Genomic DNA, 19,245 nt, shown 5'->3' with positions numbered 1-19,245 from the left:
AATGAATAAGCTCAGCTTCCCCTTCGCTTATTCATTTCCCGCGGGAAAGGTGCCCGACCTTGCGAGGGCAATCCTTTGCGACGCAGTGCGCAGCACGGTTTTCTCCGTAGTTTTGCTACATATCTGTTTGTTTGTTCGCAAATTGTTAGTGGTCAAGTAGTAGTGGTAATTCACTGATATTTCTTTAGTTCAACATATATGATAAAATTATTTGGTTAATTATCCCTTATCTAAAAGCGAAATTCCGTCAGAATTGAATTAATCGCCGTATCTGAACTGTCGGAGCGGTTTGCGGCCTGAAAGAGCGGGTATAATTTGAAAATACAGCATATGGTCAGGAGGAAGGGGGAGCTCGAATGGTTTCTGCCGAACGGAAAACAGATCTTACAAAAGCGAGAAATCGGCGAGTGCACACTACCCGGAATTTTTGGGCGGGCCTGTTGTTTGGAGCCGGAACATTTTCGGTTCTGGAGCAGAGCGTCTTTCATTTCTTTTTGCAATGGCATCATTTCTACGAAGGAAACGGCCCGCAAGCTTTGCTGACGGGGGAAGGTGTTTACCAGCTGATCGGCTGGGTCTTGACCGTCCTGTCACTTTGGATCGCTGTCGACCTGGCAACAAGAAAAGCATTCTGGCCAGCACGCTTTTTCGGAAGTGTACTGATCGGCGGCGGTGCATTGTTGTTGTGGGATAGTTTGATTTTCCGGCAATTGCTGCAGCTGCACACAATCAGAGACGTCGAAAACCCATTGTTCTATGAGTCACTTTGGTTAGGCGGCGGTGCTTTCTTGATCTTTCTCGGCTGGACAATTTTGCGCGAAGCGTCTAAAATGCATGATTGATTTTGCTGTCCTTTGCTGCATGGTCTTCAGCAAAGGGTTTTTCAGTATTCGTACTTTCCTTTCAAAGGGACAAAGCGCACAGCTTCGAGTGCCGTTTTTTCCAGCTTCCCATCTATTGTTTTATCGATTGCGAGAAGATCTTGGCTGAACCGGCCGCCTACAGGAATGATCATGCGCCCGCCTGGCGCCAATTGGTCCAGCAATTCCTGCGGGATGGCGGCTGCGGCTGCGGTGACCATTATGCGGTCATATGGGGCGTGCTCAGCCCAACCGAGACTGCCGTCGCCCAACAGAAAATGAATGTTGTGGAATCCCTTTTCCTTTAGGCGCAGGACCGCGCGCTCATGAAGCTGCGGGATCTTCTCTATGGTATAGACTTGTTGTGAAAATGCAGCAAGGAGAGCGGTTTGAAATCCGGAACCGGTGCCGATCTCGAGCACTTTGTGATGGTCTTGCACATCGAGTGCTAGCGTCATTTCGAGTACGAGAGAAGGCTGAGAGATGGTTTGGCCATGGCCGATAGGCAGCGCTTCATCACGCGCAGCATCTTCCATTTGGTTATCCATAAAAGTGCGGCGGTCGAGTGAGCGGAAATAAGCAGTGATGTCGTGTTTTCGTCCAGTCATGCGATGCACCTGCTTTCATTCGATTTTTTCTTGTGGATTCCTTGGTACTATCATAAGGCAAAACCGTGCCGAAGCACAAAAGGCAGCTCTTGAAAGGAGGAGAAACATATGGGGAAACAGACAATTTCCACCCTCGAACGCTGTTTGATTGAGGATGGCAGGAAGCTTGAAACTGCTACGTTCGGCATGGGCTGCTTTTGGGGTCCAGATGCCCGCTTCGGTTCGCTGCCCGGTGTCATCCGGACCCGGACAGGCTATGCTGGCGGTTCAATGCCTACGCCAAGCTATCGCCGGATGGGAGATCACACGGAGACGCTTCAAGTGGAATTTGATCCGCATCAGATTCGCTATGAGGATCTATTAAGGGAGTTTTGGTGGAACCATTACCCGAACCGGGATGCCTATAAAGGTCGCCAGTACATTTCTTTGCTGTTTTGGCATTCGGAAGAGCAGCGTCAGCTCATCGTTCAAGTGAAAGAGGAAAGGGAACAGCACCTGAACGAGCCCATAGAAACCGAAATACGGCCGTATGCTGGTTTTACGGAGGCAGAAGAGCGCCATCAGAAATATTATTTGAAACGTTATCCGAAAGCAATGGACCAATTGGCTGAGCTCTATCCTGAGGAAGCGTTGCTGACCGATTCGGCATTTGCGGCCCGGCTGAACGGTTTTGTCAAAGGCTTCGGCAACCGCAAGCAGTTGATGGATGAACTCGATTTATGGAAACTTCCACAAGACCATCGCATAATCCTGCAACAGCTGCTATTGGAGCTTAAATGGTAAGTGAATCCGTTCGACTTATAGAGCATATCAAAAGCCGCTGATTGCGGCCTTTTTTCGTGTGGAAGCAGGGACAGTGAGCGGATGTAGCGAAGTAAGAACAGGCATTGAACAACAGTCAGGCAAGGGGGATGAACATGATAGATGAACAGGCATTATTGCTGGTGCTGCCCATTTTGCTCCTGCAATTAGCGTTAATGATCTTCGCGCTTGTCGATTTGATCAAAAACCCGAATCCGAACGGACCGAAATGGATGTGGGCAGCCATTATCGTCCTATTGAATATTATCGGCCCCATTCTATACTTTATAATAGGGAGGCGGAATTATTGAACGTCTTGGAAGTCAGGGCATTATCTAAGCGTTTTGGGACAGAGCAGGCAGTTGATAGAGTGGACTTCGAACTTACTGAAGGCAGTGCGACGGCGCTGATTGGGCCTAATGGATCCGGTAAGACGACGACTTTGTCGATGCTTGCCGGATTACTCGAGTCGACGGGCGGGGAAATTCAGCGCAAGAAAGGGTTGTCGGTCGGGTTTCTGCCGCAATATCCCCGATTTTTTCCATGGCTCACAGCTTTGGAATTTACGGAAATGGCAGCGAAGCTTAGCGGAGTCGACCCGAGAAAAGCGCGCCAGCAAGCACAGCGGACCTTGGAGTTTGTCGGACTTCACCAAGTTGCAGGTAAAAAGGTCGGCGGTTTTTCCGGCGGTATGAAGCAACGGCTCGGACTTGCGCAGGCAATGGTACATCAGCCGAGTTTATTGCTGCTGGATGAACCGATTTCTTCTTTGGATCCGACAGGTCGCCGGGAAGTGATGGAGCTCTTGAAATCACTTCTGGGGCAAACGACTATTTTATATTCCACCCATATTTTGAATGATGCTGAAGAAATGACGGATCAGCTTTTATTTTTGCGGAAAGGGCGCCTCGTCGAACAAGGATCGCTCGATCAAGTGCGCAGCCGATATGCCGATCCGCAAATACAGATTCGCTTTGAAAACACTGACGCTGCGGAAAGGTTTGTGCGCGAGTCACCGTGGCCAGCTACGGCTAAAGGCGCAGCGGCGGTACTTCCGGTAAAAGCGGAAGAGCCGGTTATGCAGGATGTGTTCCGCTACCTGGCAGCAAATGGCGGGCGGGTACTCGGCGTGGAGCAGGAAACGGCGAGTTTGGAAGATATTTTCCTCAAGGTGGTGGCAGAAAAATGAAGCAATTATCCACACTGCTATTGAAGGAATGGCGGGAAAATGTACGTAATTATAAAGTTTTCTGGATTCCTGTCGTGTTTATCCTGCTTGGCGTGACTGAACCGCTATCAAACTACTATCTGCCGCAGATTCTGGATGCTGCCGGCGGTTTGCCGGACGGTGCAGTCATCGAGTTTCCGGAGCCTGAACCCGAACAATTGCTCGTTGCTGTCATGGGACAGTTCCAGACGATTGGAATGCTCGTTTTGGTCCTTGCCTACATGGGGAGCATAGCCGGCGAACGAAGAAATGGCACGGCGACACTTTTATATGCAAGGCCGTTATCGTTCACGTCCTATTTTCTCAGCAAATGGATGATGGCTTCTCTGATTGCGATGATTAGCATATGGACAGGCTTTCTAGCAGGTTATTATTATACAGCGGTGCTGTTTTCAGCGGTGCCGTTCGGAGACTTCCTTCTATTTGCCATCACGTATAGCTTATGGATTTTGCTTGTCGTCACAATGATTTTGTTCGCGAGTGCAGCCATGCCAAGCGCGGGGCTTACCGCAGCGCTCGCACTTACCGTATTGATTATTGCTCAGCTCGTCGATGGCCTGCTCGGCAGCCGGTGGATATGGTCACCGCTCAAATTGCCGAATTACGCCGCAGCCTTTTTAGATATTGGCCCGGATGGGGGAGCGTTTGTCGGGGCAGTTTTACTTGCTATCATATGCATCTTCGGACTTGCAGCTTTCGGTATTTGGTTCTCGAAAAGAAATCGTTCGAAAGCAAAAGTATAAAAGCAATCAGCTGCGTTAGCTGATTGCTTTTATTTTGTGCGAATGCTGGTAGAATAAGAACAGGATTTGGCGGCAGATGAAATGCTTTGTCCGAACCGAGGCCTCTGTTGTAGAATAAAGCATTATATGCACGGGCCATAATAATGAATTGAGGAATTGTTTATGAAGAAACTGATCGCATTACTTTTTGTGGCATTGCTCCTGTGGGGTTTTGTCTGGGTCAATAATAAATGGATCGTTACGACCGAATACACGATTCAATCGGAAAAATTGCCGGATGCGTTTGCCGGCAAGCGCATCGTCCAAGTTTCGGACCTGCACAATACAGAGTTTGGAAATGAACAAAAATCGCTAGTGTCGAAAGTGAAAGCGGCGAATCCGGATGTGATTTTCATTACGGGTGATTTGATCGACAGCAACCACTACGATTTGGGGAGAAGCTTGGCTGCTGTCGATGGCCTTGTGGAGATGAGTGAGGTTTATTACGTCATCGGCAACCATGAAGTTTCCTCAAACCGGCTGGATGATGAAATCATTCCTGCCTTGGAAGAACGAGGCGTAGAAGTGTTGCGCAACCGTTCAGTGATGTGGGAAGAGGATGGAGAATCGGTGCGTATTGGGGGCATTGACGACCCGTTGATGGACGTCTTTTTTAATGAAGAAGAGTTCACACGCAACAGCATTACAGAAGCCGGGTTGGGGGAAGAGTTTACCTTATTGCTCGCGCATCGCCCTGAACAATTGGAAGTCTATGCAAGTGAAGGCGTTGATGCAGTATTCGCCGGCCATGCCCACGGTGGCCAGATCCGCATTCCGGGTCTTGGCGGCCTGATTGCTCCCGGGCAAGGCTGGTTCCCGGATATGACAGAAGGGGTCTTTGAGTCGGGTGATACGCAATTGATCCTCAGCAGGGGACTCGGCAATAGCGGGTTCCCGCTCCGGATTTTCAATTTGCCGGAAGTTGTCGTGGTGACTTTGGAGAAAGAATAGCAATAATCATCTGTTTAGGGGGACTCATTTCGTGATCAGAAAAAGTGAAGTGACGTTGCATTGTCATACAAAGAAAACGACTATATCGTATGAACTGCCGGCAGACCAGCAGGAATTTACGAGCCTTCCTCAAGACCTCATCAAACGGGATGCCGGAAATCCCGAGAAGCACCTGGTCGTCATCCGGGCGCGCGGGGAAGTGGCCGGATTTTTCGAGCTCGATGAGTCCAGTGACCGGAAAAGATGTTCCGACAACCCGAAAGCGTTATTGCTGCGCGGTTATTCGGTCAATCCGAAATTCCAAGGGCGCGGCATAGCGACAGGCTCACTCGATGCCTTGCCTGCTTTTATGAAAGAGGAGTTCACCGAATTTAATGAAGTCGTGCTCGGTGTGAATGCCCGAAACAGCGCAGCGCAGAATTTATACAAAAAAGTCGGCTTTGAAGATACCGGCAGGCGCATCATGGGGCCAAAAGGCGAGCAGCTCGTCATGTGCCTGAAAGTGAAAGAATAAAATCACCCCGAAGGCGTGGAAACATTGCTTCGGGGTGATTTTTATTCAGTGGAGCCGAGAGTTTTTCTGGTTTTCTCACGTTTCGAAATACAGATGTTTATGGAGGTTGCAGCCGGGATTGAATGCAGTGGAACAGTTCGGGCAATGGGATGCACAGTCGAGGTATTCGCGGATTGAAAGTTCCGTGCTGCATGCCCCACATAAAATCGCTTTCTCATGGAATCGCTCTTTCGGCCACACAGAATGATGCCCGCAACCGAGCGCTTTGTGGCATTCGAAGCATGGAAAAAAACTATTGCAGCAATGGAAGCGGATGGCGATCCGGTCATTTTCCGAATGGTAATGGCGGCAGCGGGTTTCCGGGTCGACATCCAGGCCGAATACTTGGGGACGTTCACACATAGAGCGACACTCCTTCTGATTTGTCGTATTTCTTTCATGCTACTATGAAATGCGGCGCTTAACGAGTTCGGCTAGGTGGCTGAAAATGGTCGCGGGCGCCCTATGCCTTTATAATGGAGTTAAGTAAGTTGAAGGAGGAGACTGGCCAATGGTTAAGGAGTTCGAAGATGAGGTCATGCGCGCGATGGATAAAGTGTTTGAAGACGAAATGAAAAAAGTGAACGATGCGCTTGATCAGGAATTGCTGATTTCGTTGATAGGTGAAGTCAATGCCGGAAAATCATCGACAGTCAATAAAATCATCGGTGAAGATATTGCAAGCACCAATCCGATGCCTGGCGAGACGGTCAGCGTGGATCCATATAATATCCGCGGCTTGGAAAACATCAAATTCATGGATACACCGGGACTCAATGACCCGAATGACAAAAACCCGAAAAAGACCTTGGAATTCGTTCAGCAATCGGACGTTGTGCTATTTTTCCTGAACGCTGCCGGAACGGTCTTTTCAGAGAGCGAAAAACAGAAATTCGCTGAAATCGAAAAGCATAATAAAGACATTCTCATCGTCTTGAATAAAATCGATGCGGCGGAAGACATCCCATCAATCGTCAAGTTCATCAAGGGACACACGAAAAGCAAATACAAAGTGATTCCGGTGTCTTCAAAGACCGAAGAAAACTTGGACAACTTAAAGAAAGAGATTCTGTTGCTTCTCGAAAAGAAGGGGAAAGACCTGCTCTTCGCCAAAAGCATGAAAGAGAAATCATCCGCCGCAACGCGCTGGATCGTAGGTGCGGGTGTATCAGCAGGAATCATCGGCGCGTCTCCGATTCCAGGATCGGACGTTTTGCCTTTGACGACGCTGCAGGTCGGACTGATCGTCAAACTATCGAACCTGTACGATAAACCGCTGACGAAAAAAGCGGCAAAAGACATGATCGTCATTACGGCGACGCAGACGATTGGCCATACGCTTTACCGCCAGGCGCTGAAGTTCATTCCGGGAGCCGGTTCGATTATCGGCGGGACAGTTGCCAGTGCCATGACGCTTGCACTCGGCTACGGCGTGAAATATGCTTATGAAAACGACATTGCCATCGATTACGTAATGATCGGCAGCTTGTATGAAAAGCTGAAAAAGCGCGATAAGAACGCTTGATCCACTTAGCCGTCCTTGCTTTTTGCAGGACGGTTTTTTAATCTTTGTATATGGAATAATGATGGAATGAGAATGCCGGAGGTGCACGAGATGAAGATATTGGTAGTGGAAGACAACCCGAGTGTCAGTTCGATGCTGGAGCTGTTTTTTTCAAAAGAAGGCCTAGAAGGGGACTTTGCCAGCGATGGGCTGGAAGGCTACCGCAAATTCCAGGAAGGCGACTATGATCTGCTCGTTCTGGACTGGATGCTTCCGGGGATGGACGGCATTGCCTTGTGCCGGAAAATCCGTGAGACGGGTAGCGAGGTGCCGATCATCATGCTGACGGCCAAAGACAGTGAATCCGACCAAGTGATTGGATTTGAAATGGGGGCCGATGATTATGTCACCAAGCCGTTCAGCCCGCTCACGTTAATGGCGCGCATTAAAGCGGTCGCCAGAAGGTCACGCAAGGGGGACAGTTTTGATGCGGGTATCCGAACTGTCCATTTCTTCGCACGGAAAGAAACTCGTGAAGTATTGAAAGACGGCGAACCGATCGATAATTTGACGCCGAAAGAATTCGACTTGCTGCTGTTTTTCCTCCAGCATCCGAAACAGGTGTTCAGCAGGGAGCAATTGCTCGAACAAGTTTGGGGCTATCAGTTTTACGGCGACGAACGGACAGTCGATGTCCATATCAAGCGCTTGCGAAAAAAAATTCCGGAAGGGGACCGACTCTTCCATACGGTGTGGGGAGTGGGCTATAAATTTGAAGAACTTGCGGATTAAATATTTCTACCAACTGATTGCTAGCCATATGGGTGTCTTGATGTTTGCGGTGGCGATTTTAAGCACACTGTTCATTTTCTACGGCGAACGAGTGGCATATTCCGATAAAGCCGAAGAGCTCGAGCGCTACGGGGAACAGATTCTGCAGGAACTCGAACAAGCGCGCCCAGGTACGGACCTGCAATCGTATGTGACTGTGCTCGAGTCGCAAAACATCAATTTCATCGTTTTTGACCAGCAAAGCCGTATTCTGTATCCCGTCAACGGCAATTTTCCGTCTGTCGAGCTGACGCCTGAAGAATGGAACGTCATCGAGCGGGGGGAAACCTTGGTCGTCCACCGGGATACCGACCGGTTCGATCGGTCGATGACCTTTGTTGCGCTGCCGTATGTCCAAGGCAGCACGCTAGCAGGAGGCGTATTGCTCGCCGCACCGATCAGCGGCATCCGGGAGATGGTGACCGAGCTGAACCGGACTTTGGTCGCCGTGATCGCCATCTCACTGCCTTTTGCACTCCTGCTCAGCCTGTTGCTGGCGAAAATCCACGTGACGAGGCTGCAGCGCATGCGACAAGCGACATCGATGATCAGCGAAGGGCATTACCAAGTGAATTTGCCGGAATCGAATTTTGATGAGTTCGGCGATTTGGCACATGATTTTAATGTCATGGCGGACAAGCTGCAGCGTTCCAATGAAGAAATCGAACAACTCGAAAATCGCAGGAGGCGCTTTATGGCGGACGTTTCACACGAAATGCGGACGCCGCTGACGACCATTGCCGGCGTGATCGAAGGCTTGAAGAGCGGCATGATCGAGGAACAACAGCGCGAGAAAGGCATCCGTCTAGTCAGTGAAGAAACGAAGCGGCTGATGCGCTTGGTCAACGAAAACTTGGATTATGAAAAAATCCGTTCGAATCAAGTAGCACTGATGAAAGAACAAATCGAAGCGAGTGAGTTGCTAGAAATCATCCAGGAGCAACTGCAATTGCAGGCGGCGGAAAAAGGGGACCGCTTGCTCATCGAAGCAGTGCCTGGTGACATGGTTTACGGGGATATGGACCGCCTCATCCAAATTCTCGTGAACATCGTGAAAAACAGTATCCAATTTACTGAAAACGGCGACATCACGCTGAGAGCGCACGCAGAACAAGATGCGATTCGGCTCGAAGTGGAAGATACCGGCCAAGGCATCGCGGTCGAAGAACTCGAAATGATCTGGCGGCGTTTCTATAAAGCGGATATGTCGCGGGGCAGCGGCCAATTCGGCCTTGGCCTCTCGATTGTTCGCCAGTTGGTCACTTTGCATGACGGCGAAATTTCGGTGGAAAGCGAGAAGGGTCGCGGAACGAAGTTTACTATCCGCCTGCCGCATCAAAAAAAGACTGACAATTAAAGATGCCGAACGCCTGCCGTACGCTTACGGCAGGCGTTTTCATGCAGCATAAGTTAGCGTAAACTTTCCATTTCTGTTGCATGTTTGGTCATACATTTTTCATATATGGTTTGTATGATTAAACTATCGAAAGCCCGCGGGCAAACGACAAAAAATGCCGAAGGAGATGGAAAAGGTGGGCTATTACAACACAAATCAGCAGAAAGACACAAAAGCTTCCTGGAAACGCTATATGGCTTCTAGTTTTGGCGGCGTCTTGGCCGGTGCATTGCTTGTCGGGACGATGATGACAGGAGCGGATACCGGAAGCAACGAACCGCTGACAGTTACTGAGCAAAGCAGCGAACTGCAAAGTGCATCGGCAGTCGTCACCACCGATGTGACGGAAACGGTCGACCGGACGGCGGACGCAGTCGTCGGTGTGTCGAACCTTCAAGCGAGCAACAACCCTTTTGCGCAAACTTCCACGCAAGAAGCAGGTGCCGGATCTGGCGTCATTTATAAAAAACAGGGCGAGGAAGCATTTATCGTCACCAATCATCACGTCGTCGACGGCGCAGAAGAAGTGGTCGTGACGCTCGCGAACGGAGAAGAACTAAAAGCGGAAGTGCTTGGGACGGACGTCTGGACAGACCTCGCAGTGTTGAAGGTGGCAGGGGAAACGATTGAAACTGTCGCGGAGTTCGGCGATTCGTCTGTCCTGAAATCCGGCGAACCGGTCATTGCAATCGGCAATCCGCTCGGCCTTCAATTTTCCGGTTCAGTGACGACGGGTGTCATTTCCGGAACAGAGCGCGCAGTCCCGATTGACATCAATAATGATGGCCAGGAAGACTGGCAATCCGAAGTGCTTCAAACCGATGCCGTGATCAACCCCGGCAATAGCGGGGGTGCGCTATTGAATGCGCAAGGCCAAGTGATCGGCATCAACTCGATGAAAATCGCCCAAGATGCTGTAGAAGGGATCGGGCTGGCGATTCCGATCAACTCAGCGATTCCAATCATCGCTGAACTCGAAAGCAGCGGGGAAGTGGTCCGCCCGTCGATTGGCGTTTCGCTGCTGGATCTTAAACAAGTTCCCGCTGACATTAGGGCTTCTGAATTGAATTTGCCGGAGCAAGTGGAAGATGGTATTATCGTCCAGTCGGTTCAGGAAGGTTCAGGAGCGGCTCAAGCGGGCATGCAGGCAAAAGATACAATTGTCGAATTGAACGGCAAAGCAGTAGCATCTGTTTTAGAGCTGCGCCAATATTTATATAGTGAAGTGAATGTCGGGGATGTCTTGACGGTGAAGGCGTATCGAGATGGTGAACTGAAAACTTTCGAAGTTCCCTTGAGCGAGCAATTCTAAAGGGCAAAGTGAAAAATGCAGAAATACAAAAGCCGGCGAAAAGGATCTCCTTTTCGCCGGCTTTTCTTGCTATGCAAATGATGCGCAATGCGTTTTTAGTTAGTGCCGAACAGGCCGAACCAATCAAAGCCGATCGCAAAACCGACAATGACTAAAACAGCAATGGCGAAAATAATCATGCCCAATTGCAACGGTTTATAGCCCGTTTTTCTTGGCTGTTCAAGACCTTCTTTTTCTGGCATCGGTTGTTTTTTTTCTAATTCCTGCTCGCTTGTTTTCATATATTCCTGTTCTTTGTCCTGCTGCTTATCCTTATCTTTATCCATTAGGTTTCCTCCTCAATACTGCTTGTTTTATCCAATACCCATTTTAATGTTGGGTAAATCCACTTATTTGTCGAGCGGGTGTGCTTCGAGTTCTGTCAGCTTTTTAGCGAGTTCACGGCCAAATGCCTCTGATGACCCAGGGTCCCGTCCAGTCAATAAACGATCGCTGCCCCAAATGACAAACCCCTCCTGTCCCTCGCCTTTATCGTATTGGCCGATTTTGCTCATTTCGTCCTCTAAGCTAAATGGCAACAGGCTCTCCAGTTCTTCCGGTTCCATGTCATTCGGATAGCCGGTCACGTTCAAGCCTTGCAATAACGGCTGCCCCTCTTTTGTTTTCGTGAAGACGAGTGGAGCCGGCCCGTGGCAGACAGCCGATACGATGCCGTTTGTTTCATGGACGATGTTAATGACGGCGTGCAAATCGCTGTCATGCGCCAAGTCGAACATCGCGCCATGTCCACCGACAATCATAATCGCGTCATAATCGCTTGCTTTCACATCGACGACAGGTGTTGTTTTATCCGCAATCCCGGAATCGTATAGTTTTTTATACTTGCCTTCCGGATCATAGGCTTTGTTCAAGCTTAAAGGATCAACGACAGGTTTGCCGCCTTTGATGGAAGCGAGTTCCACCGCATGTCCTGCTTTTTCGAGTTCTGCGATGGGTGCGAATAATTCTTCCGCCCACCAGCCAGTGACGTAATTATGTTCTTCATTTGCGTAACCACTCGATAATACCGCTAATACTTTTGCCATTCGATGATCCTCTCCATTTCTAAAAAATGCTCTTGCTGTTTCATTTACCCTCTGGCGGTTTCCTGAAACTTCAAAGCTGCCCCGATTTCGGCAAAAAGCGAAGCTATGCTACGATGAAATGAGTGAAATATTTGAGGTGAACTAGTAGATGAAAAAATTAGAAGTGGATACACAGATTCAGTTGCTGGAGGCGATGCTCGACGGCAGTAAAGTCGGAACCATCGTCACAGACCCTGCCCTTGATGATAAAATACAAACTATAAAGCAGCGAAATTCACTATTATCTAAAAACATGAGCAACTCTGTTTTGTTGATTTAACTCTGGGTAAATAACTAAAAAGTGGTAATGTTCGACCTGAAAATGGTATTAAAGCTCTGAGCACATGAGTTGCGTGATACGCTGCTGAAAGGCCAGTAGATAGGATCAACGGAACACGAGGTGAAGAGCTTATTCTCCGTTTCATTTTTGATGTGAGAGTAGTTTACGATGCCCGGAAAAAAATAAGAATTTAGGAGGGAAACCAGATGAACAGGTCTTGGATTATGGCTCAGACGTGGCGGGATCTGGTGTTTTTGCATTGGCCCGTTTCTACAGAGTGGCTGCGGCCGTTTATCCCGCAGGAACTCGAGGTCGATGTGTTCGAAGGGCAAGCATGGCTAGGCGTTGTTCCGCTTGTCGCGGATCAGACACGCCCGCGCTTTTCGTTGCCGATTCCATTTGTAAGGAAGTACCGCGAGCTGAATGTCCGGACGTACGTGCGCTACCGTGGGCGTTCCGGGGTATTCTTTTTCAGCTTGGACGCGGATAGCTTACTCGCTGTGAAGGCGGCAAGCGCTGGAGGTTTTCTGCCATACCGCTATGCCCGAATGAGATTTGTAAAAAAGGAGAATCGGCGTTTGTTTTTAAGCCATTATGCCGGCAAGAACGGAAGTGAAGATTTCCGGATGGGCTATACGCCAGCCGCTGGAATAATCGAGGCTTCCGAGCTGGAACTGTGGCTGACGGAACGGTATTGTTTATGGACAAAGCCGGACGACATATTATATCGGGTCGATATCGAACATGCGCCGTGGCAATTGCAAAACGTCCATATTGAAATAGCCGAAAATTCCCTGGCAGCGTTCCTGCCTATCGATTTGAATGCTCTTCAGCCGCTGGCGCATTTTTCGGCAGTGCTGCATGCGCGTATTTATCCGCCAGTCGCGGAAACGAAAAAAAGAGCCGGCCATTAAATATGGCCGGCTTTTCCAGGCTGTCGAGAAAGCATAATCAAACGTGGCCTTCCGAAGCTTACCGCGGGCTCGCGCTCAAGCTTCCTCGGTTTGCTCCACTTTCACTACGCTCAAGCGTCGCAAATGAATGCGCTCAGTAAACTTCGCACATTCATTCGCTGTGGGGTCTCGATCGTCTCGCTATTCCGCCGGAGTCGAGCGGACGCTTCTCCAAACCACTAGGTCAGCTCATTTAATATGGCAAGCAGCGACTTAAGGTAGTATAACCAAAACGACAGCAACTTAACTTTTTCAACAAGCAAAAAAAGCCTGCCATTAAACATGGCCGGTCTTTCTCGTTTGGGTTGTTTGTGGGGTTATGAGTTGATAAAGTCTCCGCCGCTAATATGAATTGCTTGTCCTGTGACATATGTGGAATCTTGTGACGCAAGATAAACATAAGCGGGAGCAACTTCTGACGGCTGCCCGCGCCGTGTCGCCGACTTGACCGCCGACTTTTTCAGCACCGAACGAAGCAAGGATCAAAGGCGTCCAAATCGGGCCGGGTGCTACGGAATTGACGCGGATGCCCTGTTCGCTGACACTAGCAGACAGAGAGCGTGTGAAGCTAGTGATTGCGCCTTTTGTTGATGAATAATCGATCAACTTAGGTGAGCCGCGATAAGCGGTGACGGATGATGTATTGATGATGCTGTCGCCTTTTGATAGATGTGGCAATGCAGCTTGTGTTAAATAGAACATGCTGAAAATATTCGTTTAAAAGGTTTCACGTAGTTGTTCGGGGCTGATGTCCAGGAAATCCTCCTGAGGGAACTGCTTGCCAGCGTTGTTGACGAGAATGTTCAATTGGCCGAACTCGGCGATGACGTCAACGACCAGTTGATGGCAGTTTTCCACTTGGCTGATATCTGTCGCAAACTTAAAGGCTTCTGCGCTATATGCTTTTGCCGCTTTAACCGTTTTTTCTGTATCCTCGTGTTCGTCGAGATAGGCAATGGCGATGTTTGCACCTTCCTTTGCAAAAGCGATGGCAACCGCGCGCCCGATTCCGCTGTCGCCGCCGGTAATCAGCGCCACTTTTCCTTCCAGTTTGCCGGCACCTTGATAATTTTCATCATCGTAGATAGGTTCTGGAGCCATCTCGCTCTCAATACCCGGTTGGCGGCCCTGCACTTGCGGGTCGACCTGTTCATGGGTTTTTCGAACTTATCTTTTGTCATCGATGTATTCCTCCTTACAACTAATATGTGGTAGTTATTCCCGTTCCATTTTCAACTAAACGTAACCCTCCCATTGAGTAAATGTTCACATAAAAACAGCCGGAGAATTGTTCTCCGGCTGTTTTGGGGAAACTTTACTCAGTTGTGACGACGCCGCAAGCGATGCGGTCACCGGAATCTCCTGAAGGGTCGGTCTGGCCGTCATCCGCTGAAGCGTGGATGACGAGCGCTGTGCCGCCTTCTTTTAATAAGGAGTTGTCTTCACCGATTTGCAACGTAAGGTTTTCTGCCGTCAGTTCGTCCATCGACGTCCCGTCATCGGCTACTTCGATATTCTTCAGGTCGCCGGCATGTGGGCCGTCCGGGTTATCGTGTCCGTGGCTCGCGCCGGTCGGGTTGAAATGGCCGCCAGCCGATTCGAAATCAGGTGCTTCACATAATCCTTCTTCGTGGAAATGGATGCCATGCGTTCCAGGTTCCAAGCCTTCCACGTTCAATTTCACTAAGACGCCTGTATCTTCCTCGGTCAATTCAGCCGTGCCGATTGCATCACCATCGACGTTTAAAAATTCGACCGTCAGCATTTGAATCTCGCTGGAGTCTTCAGGATCTGCTTCCGAGCCTTCGGGTGGTGTTTCTTCTTCGCCTTCAACTTCCTCTTCTTGTGCGTCTCCCGCACCGTCCGTCTCTGTCGGAGGTTCATCCGTGTCATCTCCGCACGCCGCGAGCAGCAGCACAAGGCCTAACAGCAAAATCTTTAACCAAGATTTCATCGTGTTGTCTCCCTTCTCCTAAAAAATGTGATTACCATACATTACACTTCTTGGCGGGTATATAAACCCGTCAATTCGACACGGTGTCTTTTGTCATACAACAGAAGACGTTTTCTTCCTGCGCAGGAACAGCCAGGAAACACCGAGAGCAAGTGACAATACAGTCACTAGTAGGGAAGATAAAAAGAATGGTGGGCGGTAACGCAGCTCGACTTGGTTATCGCCCGCTTGGAGCGGAACGGCAAGAAAAGCGTAATTGGCTTTTAACACGTCGACCGGCTCGCCGTTTACCGTTGCGTGCCAGCCTCTTTCATAAGGAATCGACAAATTCAGGAAAGGGGCATCGTCCTGGTTATTGTATGAAACGTCGACCCGGCTGCCGTCGATCGTCAAATCGCTCGTCCGGTCTGCCAGCGCGTTCTGTTCTTTCAACAGCGTATAAGGCTCTATCAGCACTTCGATATCAGCTAAGCGGTAGACGCCTTTCGGCAATCGGATTTCGATCGTTTCAGCCGCTGCTACGCGGATTGTCAAATCATCAATAAAGGTCTTGTAAATGGATTGGTTCGACTTGCGCGTCGTCCGGTATTCATTGACTTCGAGCGCAAATCCTTGATCCACTGCGGTATTTTCCAAGTGGAACGACACGTACAAGTCGCCCTCTTCAGGTATTTCCTCCAGCGTCAAATCGATGCCTCCAGTTTCAGCGGTTATGTCGAGCAGCCCGTTTTCATACGTGGCGTCAACGCCTTCGATATCAAAACTAGCCTCATCCGGAAAGCGGTCGGGAAGCGGTTGGGCTTCAACGTCTTTATCCAGGACGATTCCGCTGAGCATGGCATGTTCCCTCAGCAACGGCGATTCATCGGCCAATTGCGCTTCTTGGAAAACTTGGAAAGCGGGACGCGCAAAAGGCAGCGGATAGCGGTTTTGGTATGCGACGTAATTTTCGGTTGCCGCAAATTTGCGGAAGCCGTACGGCACATTCAGATCAGTTTTTTCACGTATCGCATAATTGCCTTGCAAGAGGCTGTAAAGGTTGCTGCGGTTGCCGAGTGTTGCATAGCGGCTGACGCTCTCACGCTTCATATCGATTTCCAATTCAGTTAAGTAGAAGTACAGCAAGTTTTTGTTCAAGATGCTGGAATAGGCGCTGAGTCCTTTAAAGCCCTGGACGATCGGCGTATTATTGCGGACACCTTCCATCCAGTCGATCCGGTACATTTCGCTTGTCTCTCGCTGTTGGATTTGATCGATTAAGTCGCGGACTTCCGTATCGTCATAGGTTTCTCCGGTGATCAATTCCTCATCGACATCGGCAATATTTCCATCGACGAGCAATTTCTCGCTTTGGTAGACATTGGCGGCCACCAGTGTGAAAAGCAGCAACCAGCCGGCCAATAATAATTTTTTACTAGCATCGGAGCCCGTCGTGGCCATCAATGCAAGCGCCAAAGTGACGACCAGCCCGATCACTGCCAGCCGTGGATACAGCGTAGAGAATTCAAGCTGATCATCGCGCAGAACAAACAGCCCATAAACGAGCAAGGTCATAAAGGCAGCGGGAAGCAGGTCTTTCAAACGCAGCTTGTGGAAGTGATCCAGACCGCTCGCAATCGCCCCAGCTGCCACCAGTGAAATGAAATATTCCCAGCGGTGCTGAGGAGCGGAAAAGCCGTTGAACATACTGCCGATCATTGGGCTATAGTACAGCACAATCGTCAGCATACCGATCAAGGCAAATAACCTGAATGTGCGCAGGCGATAAAGCGCCGGGATAAACAAGAACAGCACGAAAATCGCCGGCAATAGTATATAGCGGCTCATGAACAAAATGTTCTCCGCTTGTTCAAACCACGGTATTTCCTGCTCGAACGGCGGCCGGTGGTTGTTGAGGTACGCATAAACCGACGGCACGAAGGACACAGCTGAAATGCCGGCGCCGATCAATCCAGCGACTAAAAACAAGACGATGGCTTTTTTGCGTTTTGTTTCAGCGTCGACCAATGGCATGAACAGGCGGAACGCGATATAAATACAGGTCAATAGGAAATTGATATAAGCAAAATAAAAATTATCGATCATCGAAATCGCGACGGCAGCGATGAACCAGCCGGGTTTTTGTTCGCGAAAAATTTTCTCCGCTCCGAAAATCAATAGCGGCAGCCAGAGGAAGGCATCGGCGAAAAACTCCCAAAACGCGACATGGCGGAAATACATGCCGGAAATGGCGTAAATGCTGGCACCGACAAACGCCGATAACCGGCTGATGTGCATATAACGGAACAGCCCATAAGTGATCAGCAATGCGGCGACTAGCCTTGCAATGCTGATGAGCACTGTAGCCTGCGCCCAAAACAGCACAGTCGGTTCACCGATGATGTGCAATAATTCGAGCAGAAAAACAACGGCGATTGTCACGAGGTAGACGAAGGAAGTGGAAAAATAATACGACAGCTCACTGAAAATTCCAGCCCCGAGGCCGAAATCGAACGAGTAGAAAAATTCCCCTCGCGTGTACTGGTCATAAAGCAACTGTTTAAAAGGCATCATTTGAGCGAGGCCATCATTCGGGCCTGCCATAAATTGATTTTGCGTCCATTGAAACAGAAAGACGCCATGGCCGATAACGGACATGGCTAAAAAAGCAATGGCAATCAGAAGATAGGGACGAAACGAACGCATAAGGTCACCGTCTTTAAGTTATTTTGGCTGCGCCGGTGCCTTAAGGATTTTTCCAGAGACGATAAACGTCACGGGAATGGTGAAAATCACAGCGGCAAACGGTGCGATATTGCTGTTGATGTTGAGAAATTCAATAAATATGAAAATCAAGATCGTAGAAACCGACATATTCACAACTTGGGTCAATGGAAAATACAAGTATTTTTTCAAGGTGGGCTTGACTCTGTACGTTACGTAAGTGTTCAAGAAAAACGAGATGTTTAAACTGATCAAAAAACCGATGATATGCGAGAGCATATAAACCCAATCGAGCACATTGTGCAAAAACAGGTAAATGGAGTAATAGCTTAAGGTGTTGACGACCCCAACAAAGATAAAGCGGGTAAACTCCGTATTCAAGTGATTAAGGCTCATCGTATTCATCCACGTTGCTCATATCCACCAAGAAATGCGGCCGTTGCTTTGTTTCATTATAGATGCGCCCGACATACTCGCCGATGACGCCGAGGCTGATCAATTGAATGCCGCCGAGCAGCAAGATGGCTGTAATGGTCGTGAAATAACCAGGTGCGATGATGCCATGCGCCATAATTTGATAAAACGTGAAGGCGATATAAAGGAGCGACAAAAACAACACGAGAAACCCTGTATAAAAACAGATGCGCAATGGTTTCATATTGAACGAGATGATGCCATCGATGCCATAATTGACCAGGTTGCCGAAAGACCATTTGGAATCGCCTTCCGCGCGCAAGACATTTTCATAATTGATGGTTTTTTTGCTGAGGCCGATCCATGAATAGATGCCTTTTGAAAAGCGGTTGCTTTCGCTGAGCGATAGGATGGCGTTGATGGCTTTCCGGCTCAGTAAGCGGAAATCGCCCTCGCCGTCTTCTAGGCTGACATCGGTGACCGAATTGACCATTTTATAGTAGAGGGCGGACTGCCAGCTGCGCAGCTTCGATTCGCCGCTGCGCGAGCGCTTGGCGACGACTTGGTGGAAGCCTTCTTCATAGCCGGCAACCATTTCGCAGATGAGTGTCGATGGATGCTGCAAATCGCTGTCCATCAAAATTGCAGCATCCCCACTGATGCGTTTAAGCCCTGCAAACATAGCGGATTCCTTCCCGAAATTACGGGTCAGGGAAATGTATTTTACGGTGTCGTGTTCATTAGAGAGTTTGAGTATTTCTTTTAAAGTTCCATCACTGCTGCCGTCATTAATAAACATGATTTCATACAGATAAGGAAGCGGCTCAAGTTCTTGTACCAATGTTGTGTACATCGAAGCGATATTCGCTTCTTCGTTATAAGCTGGTACAACAATAGAGATCAGCTTCATAATGGTGTCTCCTTTCAATGGGCTTTCAAATCTTCCCTAAAGATCATTTTACCCTGTCTACAGGGGAATATGCTTGAAAAC

Annotated in this window: 21 protein-coding genes and 2 pseudogenes; 14 read left to right on the top strand and 9 right to left on the bottom strand. The window is 49.1% G+C overall.

Features of this window, described 5'->3' with window-relative positions; genetic code table 11:
• The first annotated feature begins 356 nt into the window (after positions 1–356).
• The gene (locus J7E21_RS07920) at positions 357–842 is read left to right on the top strand and encodes a DUF2243 domain-containing protein (RefSeq protein WP_215106388.1); all 486 of its coding nucleotides are present in this window, start codon (positions 357–359) and stop codon (positions 840–842) included.
• Between the two features lie 41 nt (positions 843–883).
• Here J7E21_RS07920 and J7E21_RS07915 read toward each other — a convergent pair whose 3' ends face one another.
• Entirely contained in the window at positions 884–1,468 is a 585-nt protein-coding gene (locus J7E21_RS07915; protein ID WP_215106386.1) for a protein-L-isoaspartate(D-aspartate) O-methyltransferase, read from the bottom strand.
• 108 nt (positions 1,469–1,576) lie between these two features.
• On the opposite strand from J7E21_RS07915, the gene msrA reads away from it, so the two are divergent.
• The 7 genes and pseudogenes from msrA to J7E21_RS07885 all read left to right on the top strand — a co-directional run bounded on the left by msrA (position 1,577) and on the right by J7E21_RS07885 (position 5,744).
• Positions 1,577–2,251, top strand: coding sequence for a peptide-methionine (S)-S-oxide reductase MsrA (msrA, locus tag J7E21_RS07910; RefSeq protein ID WP_215106384.1), 675 nt, complete (start codon positions 1,577–1,579; stop codon positions 2,249–2,251).
• 134 nt (positions 2,252–2,385) lie between these two features.
• Positions 2,386–2,580, top strand: coding sequence for a PLD nuclease N-terminal domain-containing protein (locus J7E21_RS07905; RefSeq protein ID WP_483313488.1), 195 nt, complete (start codon positions 2,386–2,388; stop codon positions 2,578–2,580).
• Positions 2,499–3,110 (top strand): annotated as a pseudogene (locus J7E21_RS16655) (ABC transporter ATP-binding protein); the annotation flags it as partial. The gene J7E21_RS07905 and the pseudogene J7E21_RS16655, both read left to right, overlap by 82 nt.
• Before the next feature lie 30 nt (positions 3,111–3,140).
• Positions 3,141–3,458 carry a DUF4162 domain-containing protein gene (locus J7E21_RS16650; RefSeq protein ID WP_483313491.1) on the top strand — a complete coding sequence of 106 codons (318 nt, stop codon included), beginning with the start codon at positions 3,141–3,143 and terminating at the stop codon, positions 3,456–3,458.
• Positions 3,455–4,240, top strand: a complete 786-nt coding sequence (locus tag J7E21_RS07895) for an ABC transporter permease subunit (protein ID WP_215106378.1) — start codon at positions 3,455–3,457, stop codon at positions 4,238–4,240. Before J7E21_RS16650 ends, J7E21_RS07895 begins: the two co-directional genes overlap by 4 nt.
• 162 nt (positions 4,241–4,402) lie before the next feature.
• Positions 4,403–5,230, top strand: coding sequence for a metallophosphoesterase (locus J7E21_RS07890; RefSeq protein ID WP_215106376.1), 828 nt, complete (start codon positions 4,403–4,405; stop codon positions 5,228–5,230).
• A gap of 31 nt (positions 5,231–5,261) precedes the next feature.
• Entirely contained in the window at positions 5,262–5,744 is a 483-nt protein-coding gene (locus J7E21_RS07885) for a GNAT family N-acetyltransferase (protein ID WP_215106374.1), read from the top strand.
• A gap of 75 nt (positions 5,745–5,819) precedes the next feature.
• On the opposite strand, the gene J7E21_RS07880 is transcribed toward J7E21_RS07885, so the two are convergent.
• Entirely contained in the window at positions 5,820–6,146 is a 327-nt protein-coding gene (locus J7E21_RS07880; RefSeq protein ID WP_215106372.1) for a CHY zinc finger protein, read from the bottom strand.
• A gap of 148 nt (positions 6,147–6,294) precedes the next feature.
• Between J7E21_RS07880 and J7E21_RS07875 the strand changes: the two genes are divergently transcribed.
• The 4 genes from J7E21_RS07875 to J7E21_RS07860 all read left to right on the top strand — a co-directional run bounded on the left by J7E21_RS07875 (position 6,295) and on the right by J7E21_RS07860 (position 10,826).
• Positions 6,295–7,308 (top strand): GTPase, encoded by a 1,014-nt coding sequence (locus tag J7E21_RS07875; protein ID WP_215106370.1) that lies wholly within the window; start codon positions 6,295–6,297, stop codon positions 7,306–7,308.
• Positions 7,309–7,398: 90 nt separating this feature from the next.
• Complete coding sequence (locus tag J7E21_RS07870; RefSeq protein WP_215106368.1) at positions 7,399–8,079, top strand: response regulator transcription factor; 681 nt, start codon at positions 7,399–7,401, stop codon at positions 8,077–8,079.
• The gene (locus J7E21_RS07865; protein ID WP_251047912.1) at positions 8,069–9,475 is read left to right on the top strand and encodes a sensor histidine kinase; all 1,407 of its coding nucleotides are present in this window, start codon (positions 8,069–8,071) and stop codon (positions 9,473–9,475) included. The genes J7E21_RS07870 and J7E21_RS07865 overlap by 11 nt, the downstream gene beginning before the upstream one ends.
• A gap of 175 nt (positions 9,476–9,650) precedes the next feature.
• A complete protein-coding gene (locus J7E21_RS07860) occupies positions 9,651–10,826 on the top strand; it encodes a S1C family serine protease (protein ID WP_215106366.1) in 1,176 nt (391 codons plus the stop codon).
• 95 nt (positions 10,827–10,921) lie between these two features.
• Here J7E21_RS07860 and J7E21_RS07855 read toward each other — a convergent pair whose 3' ends face one another.
• Complete coding sequence (locus J7E21_RS07855) at positions 10,922–11,152, bottom strand: hypothetical protein (protein ID WP_215106364.1); 231 nt, start codon at positions 11,150–11,152, stop codon at positions 10,922–10,924.
• 63 nt (positions 11,153–11,215) lie between these two features.
• On the bottom strand, positions 11,216–11,911 hold the full coding sequence (locus J7E21_RS07850; protein WP_215106362.1) for a type 1 glutamine amidotransferase domain-containing protein: 696 nt from the start codon (positions 11,909–11,911) through the stop codon (positions 11,216–11,218).
• Positions 11,912–12,059: 148 nt separating this feature from the next.
• Here J7E21_RS07850 and J7E21_RS16265 point away from each other — a divergent pair, with 148 nt between their 5' ends.
• Both J7E21_RS16265 and J7E21_RS07840 read left to right on the top strand, forming a co-directional pair.
• Positions 12,060–12,230: a hypothetical protein gene (locus J7E21_RS16265; RefSeq protein WP_251047900.1), complete on the top strand. Its 171-nt coding sequence runs from the start codon at positions 12,060–12,062 to the stop codon at positions 12,228–12,230.
• 206 nt (positions 12,231–12,436) lie between these two features.
• Positions 12,437–13,144: a YqjF family protein gene (locus J7E21_RS07840; protein ID WP_215106360.1), complete on the top strand. Its 708-nt coding sequence runs from the start codon at positions 12,437–12,439 to the stop codon at positions 13,142–13,144.
• A 356-nt stretch (positions 13,145–13,500) separates the two neighbouring features.
• On the opposite strand, the pseudogene J7E21_RS07835 reads toward J7E21_RS07840, so the two are convergent.
• The 5 genes and pseudogenes from J7E21_RS07835 to J7E21_RS07815 form a co-directional block, all read right to left on the bottom strand.
• Positions 13,501–14,364 (bottom strand): annotated as a pseudogene (locus J7E21_RS07835) (SDR family oxidoreductase).
• Between the two features lie 134 nt (positions 14,365–14,498).
• Complete coding sequence (locus tag J7E21_RS07830; protein WP_215106358.1) at positions 14,499–15,137, bottom strand: superoxide dismutase family protein; 639 nt, start codon at positions 15,135–15,137, stop codon at positions 14,499–14,501.
• A gap of 93 nt (positions 15,138–15,230) precedes the next feature.
• Entirely contained in the window at positions 15,231–17,822 is a 2,592-nt protein-coding gene (locus tag J7E21_RS07825) for a YfhO family protein (protein WP_215106356.1), read from the bottom strand.
• An 18-nt stretch (positions 17,823–17,840) separates the two neighbouring features.
• On the bottom strand, positions 17,841–18,236 hold the full coding sequence (locus J7E21_RS07820; RefSeq protein ID WP_215106652.1) for a GtrA family protein: 396 nt from the start codon (positions 18,234–18,236) through the stop codon (positions 17,841–17,843).
• Entirely contained in the window at positions 18,226–19,164 is a 939-nt protein-coding gene (locus J7E21_RS07815; protein WP_215106354.1) for a glycosyltransferase family 2 protein, read from the bottom strand. The genes J7E21_RS07820 and J7E21_RS07815 overlap by 11 nt, the downstream gene beginning before the upstream one ends.
• Positions 19,165–19,245 lie beyond the last annotated feature (81 nt).

The sequence above is a fragment of the Planococcus sp. ISL-109 genome, from assembly GCF_018613655.1.
Lineage (GTDB): Bacteria > Bacillota > Bacilli > Bacillales_A > Planococcaceae > Planococcus.
This window is presented reverse-complemented; position numbering and strand designations above follow the sequence as displayed.

What these genes read in the sequence shown, in the direction of transcription:
- J7E21_RS07920 (WP_215106388.1), top strand. Translation starts at nt 357, where the DNA reads ATGGTTTCTGCCGAACGGAAAACAGATCTTACAAAAGCGAGAAATCGG.
- J7E21_RS07915 (WP_215106386.1), bottom strand. Translation starts at nt 1,468, where the DNA reads ATGACTGGACGAAAACACGACATCACTGCTTATTTCCGCTCACTCGAC.
- msrA (WP_215106384.1), top strand. Translation starts at nt 1,577, where the DNA reads ATGGGGAAACAGACAATTTCCACCCTCGAACGCTGTTTGATTGAGGAT.
- J7E21_RS07905 (WP_483313488.1), top strand. Translation starts at nt 2,386, where the DNA reads ATGATAGATGAACAGGCATTATTGCTGGTGCTGCCCATTTTGCTCCTG.
- J7E21_RS16650 (WP_483313491.1), top strand. Translation starts at nt 3,141, where the DNA reads ATGACGGATCAGCTTTTATTTTTGCGGAAAGGGCGCCTCGTCGAACAA.
- J7E21_RS07895 (WP_215106378.1), top strand. Translation starts at nt 3,455, where the DNA reads ATGAAGCAATTATCCACACTGCTATTGAAGGAATGGCGGGAAAATGTA.
- J7E21_RS07890 (WP_215106376.1), top strand. Translation starts at nt 4,403, where the DNA reads ATGAAGAAACTGATCGCATTACTTTTTGTGGCATTGCTCCTGTGGGGT.
- J7E21_RS07880 (WP_215106372.1), bottom strand. Translation starts at nt 6,146, where the DNA reads ATGTGTGAACGTCCCCAAGTATTCGGCCTGGATGTCGACCCGGAAACC.
- J7E21_RS07875 (WP_215106370.1), top strand. Translation starts at nt 6,295, where the DNA reads ATGGTTAAGGAGTTCGAAGATGAGGTCATGCGCGCGATGGATAAAGTG.
- J7E21_RS07870 (WP_215106368.1), top strand. Translation starts at nt 7,399, where the DNA reads ATGAAGATATTGGTAGTGGAAGACAACCCGAGTGTCAGTTCGATGCTG.
- J7E21_RS07855 (WP_215106364.1), bottom strand. Translation starts at nt 11,152, where the DNA reads ATGGATAAAGATAAGGATAAGCAGCAGGACAAAGAACAGGAATATATG.
- J7E21_RS07850 (WP_215106362.1), bottom strand. Translation starts at nt 11,911, where the DNA reads ATGGCAAAAGTATTAGCGGTATTATCGAGTGGTTACGCAAATGAAGAA.
- J7E21_RS16265 (WP_251047900.1), top strand. Translation starts at nt 12,060, where the DNA reads ATGAAAAAATTAGAAGTGGATACACAGATTCAGTTGCTGGAGGCGATG.
- J7E21_RS07840 (WP_215106360.1), top strand. Translation starts at nt 12,437, where the DNA reads ATGAACAGGTCTTGGATTATGGCTCAGACGTGGCGGGATCTGGTGTTT.
- J7E21_RS07830 (WP_215106358.1), bottom strand. Translation starts at nt 15,137, where the DNA reads ATGAAATCTTGGTTAAAGATTTTGCTGTTAGGCCTTGTGCTGCTGCTC.
- J7E21_RS07825 (WP_215106356.1), bottom strand. Translation starts at nt 17,822, where the DNA reads ATGCGTTCGTTTCGTCCCTATCTTCTGATTGCCATTGCTTTTTTAGCC.
- J7E21_RS07820 (WP_215106652.1), bottom strand. Translation starts at nt 18,236, where the DNA reads ATGAGCCTTAATCACTTGAATACGGAGTTTACCCGCTTTATCTTTGTT.
- J7E21_RS07815 (WP_215106354.1), bottom strand. Translation starts at nt 19,164, where the DNA reads ATGAAGCTGATCTCTATTGTTGTACCAGCTTATAACGAAGAAGCGAAT.